We start from the raw sequence: 5,990 nt of genomic DNA, 5'->3' as shown, positions 1-5,990 counted from the left end.
TCGTAAGGTATCGGCGGGCATTCATTAACATTTGGCGACATCCCGACGGGCGTGGTATTAATAATTATAAGGTGATCTTTTATGTGTTTTGGTTTCAGGCCAGTGAAGAGCAGGTTGCCGGGATGCGGTTTACGGGTAACCATTTTATATTCGATCCCCAGGTTTTCGAGCACACATTTTACTGCTTTTGCCGCGCCCCCATCACCAAGTACCAGCGCTTTATCGTGATGATCTTTTAACAACGGTTTTAAAGACATTTCGAAACCATAGATATCCGTATTGAAACCTTCGAGCCTGAAATCGTCGCCAATAATCCCAACCTCACCGGAAAATGCCACGGAAACAGGGCTTTCAGCGCTGATGCGGATGCAGTTTACGGCCCCGGCTTTGCGGGCGTCGTGCTCAATCCAGTCGAGGTATTTTAATACGCCAATTTTATGCGGTACAGTAACGTTAAGGCCACAAAGGTCAGGGTTTTCTTTCAATAGCTCCGGCAATTGCGTAATATGTTCGATGGGGAAAAGATCATATTTGGCATCCGTTATATGTTCCTTTTCGAACTTCTCCGTAAAATACTTTTTCGAAAAAGAATGCGAAAGCGGGTAACCGATCAAACCATAATGTTTCATGCTGTAATATTAAGAAGAAAAGGAAAATTCCGTTCCCCTTATTTGCAGAAAAAAACAAAACAGTTTATGGCTTGACAAAACCTATAACTCGCCATTTTGTTCTGCTTCAGTTAGTTTTTTCAGTTTGCCGTTCATCTTGACGTTGTTCGCCGGTGTATTGATGTATTCAACAAACCTTTTTGCAGCCAATGTTGTCAGCGATTTTGAATCTTTAGGCGTTTTGTTTTGGAGCGCAGAAGAAGTTAACGCAGCCATATAAACACCCATCAAATCAAGGTCTTTTACAAAATACTTTATTACTTTTTCATCCAGGTCAAAAGAGTAATCAGCAGTACCTCCCATCCATTTGAGTAAAAACGAGGTGCCATTTAATCTCGGTGTACTTTTCTCATCACTGGGTGTGGCCAAAATATAGTTGGCAACCTGCAGGGCTATGGTATCTGCAGCCCGGTAGTCTTCTTTGGTCGTCAGTTTAAGGCCATCAATTGGCGGCATCGTTTGTGCAATAGCCGAAGAGCCTGCAGCAATAACAACTAATAAAAGCAGTAATTTTTTCATTGTGATAAAGATTAAAGTCTAAATTTATAAAAATTAATCGTTTCATTAATTCAACGAGCACTAATTCAATAATTAATTATAATTTAGTGTCCAATTTACAGTTAATCCTAAATTAACCTATTATGCTGCTTCATAAAGCTTTTTTTACAAAGATGGCCAGGCCGCTTTGCCTTTTTATTATGGTTTTATTTGCCCTGAAGGGCTACAGCCAACCGGGCCGTACCGTTGCCGACTTCGACAAAGGATGGCGCTTTAACCTGGGCGATGTTGCAGGCGGCGAAAAACTGGACGTAAAAGACGGCACCTGGCGCGTGCTTGACCTTCCGCACGACTGGAGTATTGAAGGGAAATTCAGCAAAGAAAACCCGGCGACACCTGAAGGCGGCGCTTTACCCGGTGGTATTGGTTGGTACCGTAAAACCTTTACCGTGCCCGCATCGGCCAAAAACAAACTGGTTTATGTTGACTTTGACGGCGTTTACCAAAAAAGCACCGTATGGATCAATGGCCATAACCTCGGCTTCCGGCCAAACGGGTATATTTCATTCCGCTACGATTTAACGCCCTACCTAAATTTTGGTGGTACCAATACCATAGCCGTTAAGGTTGACAATTCAGTTCAACCAAATTCACGCTGGTATTCAGGCTCGGGCATTTACCGGAATGTGTGGCTCACCACTACCAATAAAGTCGCCGTTGATCATTGGGGCACCTACGTAATTACGCCCAGCGTTACTGATAAGGCAGCCGAAGTTAAAGTTGTCGCCAGCATCCTTAACGCTACCCATGCACAACAGGCGGTTACTATAACGACTACCCTGTTAAATGCGGAAGGAAAAGCCGTTGCTACAACAACTGAAAACACCGTATTAAAGGACGCGTCTACTCGTTTTACACAGGACATCAAAATCAACAACCCAATATTGTGGTCGGTGGAAAAGCCTTACCTGTATAAAGTATTAACCAAAATATCCGGGAAGAATTCTGCCGACAGTTATACTACCCCCATCGGGATCCGCTATTTTAACTTTGATGCCGACAAGGGCTTTTCGCTGAACGGAAAGTTGATGAAGATATTGGGCGTTTGTGATCACCACGACCTGGGCAGCCTTGGCGCTGCCATCAACACCCGCGGACTGGAGCGCCAGCTGCAAATGCTGAAGGCGATGGGCTGTAACGGCATCCGTACTTCGCATAACCCGCCCGCACCTGAATTGCTGGAGCTTTGCGACAAAATGGGCTTTATTGTAATGGATGAAGCTTTTGATTGCTGGGAATGGCAGAAAGTTAAATACGACTACCATTTATATTTTAAAGAATGGCATAAACGCGACCTGGAAGACCAGGTATTGCGCGACCGCAACCACCCGAGCGTAATGATCTGGAGCATTGGTAACGAGATCCCGCAGCAGGGGGATACCACCGCGTTGCGTGTAGCGCCCGAACTGGCCGGCATTGTACACAGCCTGGATAAAACACGGCCCATTACCACCGCCAACGACAACCCGGGCAAAGGCAACAAGATCATCCAATCAGGTGCGATTGACCTGATCGGCTATAATTACCATGAGTTTGACTATGCTACTTTCCACGACAGGTACCCCGGCAAGAAATTTATCGCAACGGAAACAACATCAGGTCTGGAGATGCGCGGACACTATGATATGCCATCGGATAGTGTAAGGATCTGGCCCTCACGCTGGGATAAACCATTTACCGATGGCAACCCGGATAACAGTGTTTCAGCTTATGACAATGTTCGCCCGGCATGGGGATCAACCCATGAAGCTACCTGGAAAGTGATGAAGAAATACGACTTCCTTTCGGGAATGTTTATCTGGACTGGCTTTGACTACCTGGGCGAACCAACCCCTTATTCATGGCCGTCAAGGAGTTCCTATTTCGGTATTATCGATTTGGCGGGCTTCCCTAAGGATGTTTTTTACATGTACCAGAGCGAGTGGACCAACAAAACGGTACTGCACATCTTCCCGCACTGGAACTGGACACCCGGCAAAATGGTAGATGTTTGGGCCTTTTATAACAATGCTGATGAAGTAGAACTGTTCCTGAACGGCAAATCACTGGGCACCAAAAAGAAACTGGGCGAAGATCTCCACATCATGTGGCGGGTTAAATACGAGCCCGGTACTTTGAAAGCTGTTTCGCGCAAGAATGGCAAAGTGGTATTAACCCGCGAGATCCACACTGCGGGCGCCCCCGCCAAAATTGAGCTGGTGGCCGACCGCAAAAACATCAAAGCAGATGGTAAGGACCTGTCGTTCATTACCGTTAAGATACTGGATAAAGACGGCAATGTGGTGCCAAATGCGGATAACCTGGTTAACTTTAAAGTGACCGGCCCGGGCTTCATCGCCGGTGTTGACAATGGCGACGAGGTGAGCCACGATCCGTTTAAAGCCAATTACCGCAAGGCATTTAACGGTCTGGCACTGGCGATCATCCAAACCAAAGAAAAAGCAGGCAATATTACCTTTACGGCAACGGCGGCAGGCTTAAAAAGCGCGACCACCGTATTGCAGGTAAAATAACCGAAAATTTAAGCTTATTAACAACGTATATCAAAACCGGCAGGATAGCCCATCCTGCCGGTTTTGTGTTTTATAGTATTGATGCCATTTAGGCGGAAAGAAGCCAGTGTTCCCCCTGAAAAGCATGAGCACAAGTGAAGAGCAGAGAGTACTTCTAAATTACAAATTGACAACTGTTTAATAATTTACATCGAAAATATCGCGAAGACTTTCAGGATTTGGGGCTTTTTGATGCCTTTTTGTTATCGCTGTCAAGGCGCCTTTCCAGTTTCTTTACATCTTCTGGCGGTGGCAGTGCTTCAGGCTTTACGCCTCTTTGCAGTAAAATATCCCGCACAGCTTTGTTGTTATCAATATGCTCCTTTGATATGGCGTTTTGCTGGTTTAAATCTTTTTCAATCACGTTATGACTTGTTAACTCGTTTGCGAAATCTTTTGCTTTAATGGTAAGTGTGGGCAAAAAATCAGCCAGGGGTTTGGCAGCGGGCACACCCAGTTTTTTCTTCATATCATTCGTATTAAACCCGCCGAATAACGCCTCGTCCCCTTTTGACCGGATGATCGCAAAACCGGCGCTATCCACTCCCCTTTCATATAAAATACCCGATAGCTTCTTTTCAGATTTGGATAGCTTATCGCGGGCGTTAACACGCTCAACGTCAATCAGCCGCTGTTTAATAATTTCCTGTTTGCGCGTTTGAACAGCAAAGTAGGTTTGTGCAAAGGCGATGGGCGGTTTTGCAGGGTCGCCATTTTGCGCAATCAGGTAGCAGGCATAACGGGTTAAGGCAATATCTTCAATTTCTCTCTGAACACCACTTCCAACTGTAACCATTTTACCGACGTCGGCAAAATGGTCTGAAACACTGGAATCAGCATTTTCACAAGCTTTTTTGGCTTTATCAATTACATTTAAAAAATTTACCCATTTGGAATAACCCAATATTTCCTGCAATTCTCTAGCGCTCCAGCATTCTATTCCATTGTAATTATAACAGGCCTGTTCAAATTTGCCGAATAATTCTAAAATAACTTCCTTTTTCATGTGTTTCGGTTTATAAAAGCAATATAGCTCTAAACAACAAAATAATTGAGGGTTGTGGAAAACATTCAGCGTGCCTGACGCCTCCAAATGGGCTCTTGAATGACATCACCCGCCACCCAATTTTTTTAATATATTTATACCTTTAAAATATTTGCGCAAACCACCGGCAAGTCCGATAATTGCCTGCCCATTCCATATAAACCAAAAAACTACATATAAAAGATGATGACGAAGGTTATTAAAGCCGCGCTGCTGTTTACATTGCTTTTGATGGCCTGCAAAAAAAAGGATGCGGTTACACCGCCCCCTGCCAATACCAACACGCCGAATCCGCAGCATGCCTCCGTGCTTACCCAACATAATAACAATACCCGCGCCGGCTTAAACAACCAAGAAACTGCCCTCAATACCGGCAATGTTAACACCACCAAATTCGGCAGGCTGTTTAACCTTAATGTAGACGACGACGTTTATACCCAGCCCCTGGTTTATGGCAATTTAAGCATCGGCGGCAGCCTGCATAACGTGGTTTTTATCGCCACGGTAAATAATACCGTGTATGCTTTTGATGCCGATAATGGCAAATTATACTGGAAAACCAATTACACCCAGGCCGGCATGAACCCGCCGAATAATACCCAAATGAATTCGGCCTGGTGCAACCCCTATTACGGTTTCGGTTTTCATATTGGCATTACCGGTACCCCGGTGATCGATTCGGCGGCCAAAACCATTTACTTTGTGGCCAAAAGCTTCTCGGGCAGCAATTTTTACCAGTACCTCCACGCTGTCGACCTTACCAACGGCAGCGAAAAGCCCGGCAGCCCCGCCCTCATCACCGGTAGTGTGCCCGGCAAAGGGGATGGCAGCGTAAACAACACCGTTAGTTTTGACCCCCTGCGCGCCAACCAGCGCCAGGCCTTAACGCTGGTAAATGGTACCGTTTACGTTACCTACGCTTCGCACTGCGACTGGAACCCCTACCATGGCTGGATTTTTGGGTATAACGCCCAATCGCTGCAGCTTAAAACTATTTACAACAACACCCCCGATGGCGAAGCCGGCGGCCTGTGGGAAAGCGGGCAGGGGCCTGCCGCAGATGACCAGGGCAACCTTTACGAAGTATCCGGAAACGGAACTGTTGGCAACGATGCCTATACCGCCTCCATCAACGGCACCGACCCCGGCACCAACAATACCAACCCC

At 46.0% G+C, this 5,990-nt stretch carries 5 protein-coding genes; 2 read left to right on the top strand and 3 right to left on the bottom strand.

Annotated elements, in window-relative coordinates; genetic code table 11:
* A partial coding sequence (locus QZY09_RS18375) for a shikimate dehydrogenase (protein ID WP_295674721.1) occupies positions 1-629 on the bottom strand: 629 nt, incomplete at its 3' end.
* Positions 630-710: 81 nt separating this feature from the next.
* Positions 711-1,187 (bottom strand): hypothetical protein, encoded by a 477-nt coding sequence (locus QZY09_RS18370; protein WP_295674720.1) that lies wholly within the window; start codon positions 1,185-1,187, stop codon positions 711-713.
* Positions 1,188-1,309: 122 nt separating this feature from the next.
* Between QZY09_RS18370 and galB the strand changes: the two genes are divergently transcribed.
* Positions 1,310-3,739, top strand: a complete 2,430-nt coding sequence (gene galB, locus QZY09_RS18365; protein ID WP_295674718.1) for a beta-galactosidase GalB — start codon at positions 1,310-1,312, stop codon at positions 3,737-3,739.
* Between the two features lie 211 nt (positions 3,740-3,950).
* On the opposite strand, the gene dinD is transcribed toward galB, so the two are convergent.
* Entirely contained in the window at positions 3,951-4,784 is an 834-nt protein-coding gene (gene dinD, locus QZY09_RS18360) for a DNA damage-inducible protein D (protein WP_295674716.1), read from the bottom strand.
* Positions 4,785-5,006: 222 nt separating this feature from the next.
* Between dinD and QZY09_RS18355 the strand changes: the two genes are divergently transcribed.
* Positions 5,007-5,990 (top strand): hypothetical protein (locus QZY09_RS18355; RefSeq protein ID WP_295674714.1); only part of this gene is annotated, 984 nt, incomplete at its 3' end.

This window comes from uncultured Mucilaginibacter sp., from assembly GCF_903913935.1.
In the GTDB taxonomy this organism is placed as follows: domain Bacteria; phylum Bacteroidota; class Bacteroidia; order Sphingobacteriales; family Sphingobacteriaceae; genus Mucilaginibacter.
This window is presented reverse-complemented; position numbering and strand designations above follow the sequence as displayed.

Excerpts from the sequence above, each read along its gene's own strand:
- QZY09_RS18370 (WP_295674720.1), bottom strand. The coding sequence starts at position 1,187 with ATGAAAAAATTACTGCTTTTATTAGTTGTTATTGCTGCAGGCTCTTCG.
- dinD (WP_295674716.1), bottom strand. The coding sequence starts at position 4,784 with ATGAAAAAGGAAGTTATTTTAGAATTATTCGGCAAATTTGAACAGGCC.
- galB (WP_295674718.1), top strand. The coding sequence starts at position 1,310 with ATGCTGCTTCATAAAGCTTTTTTTACAAAGATGGCCAGGCCGCTTTGC.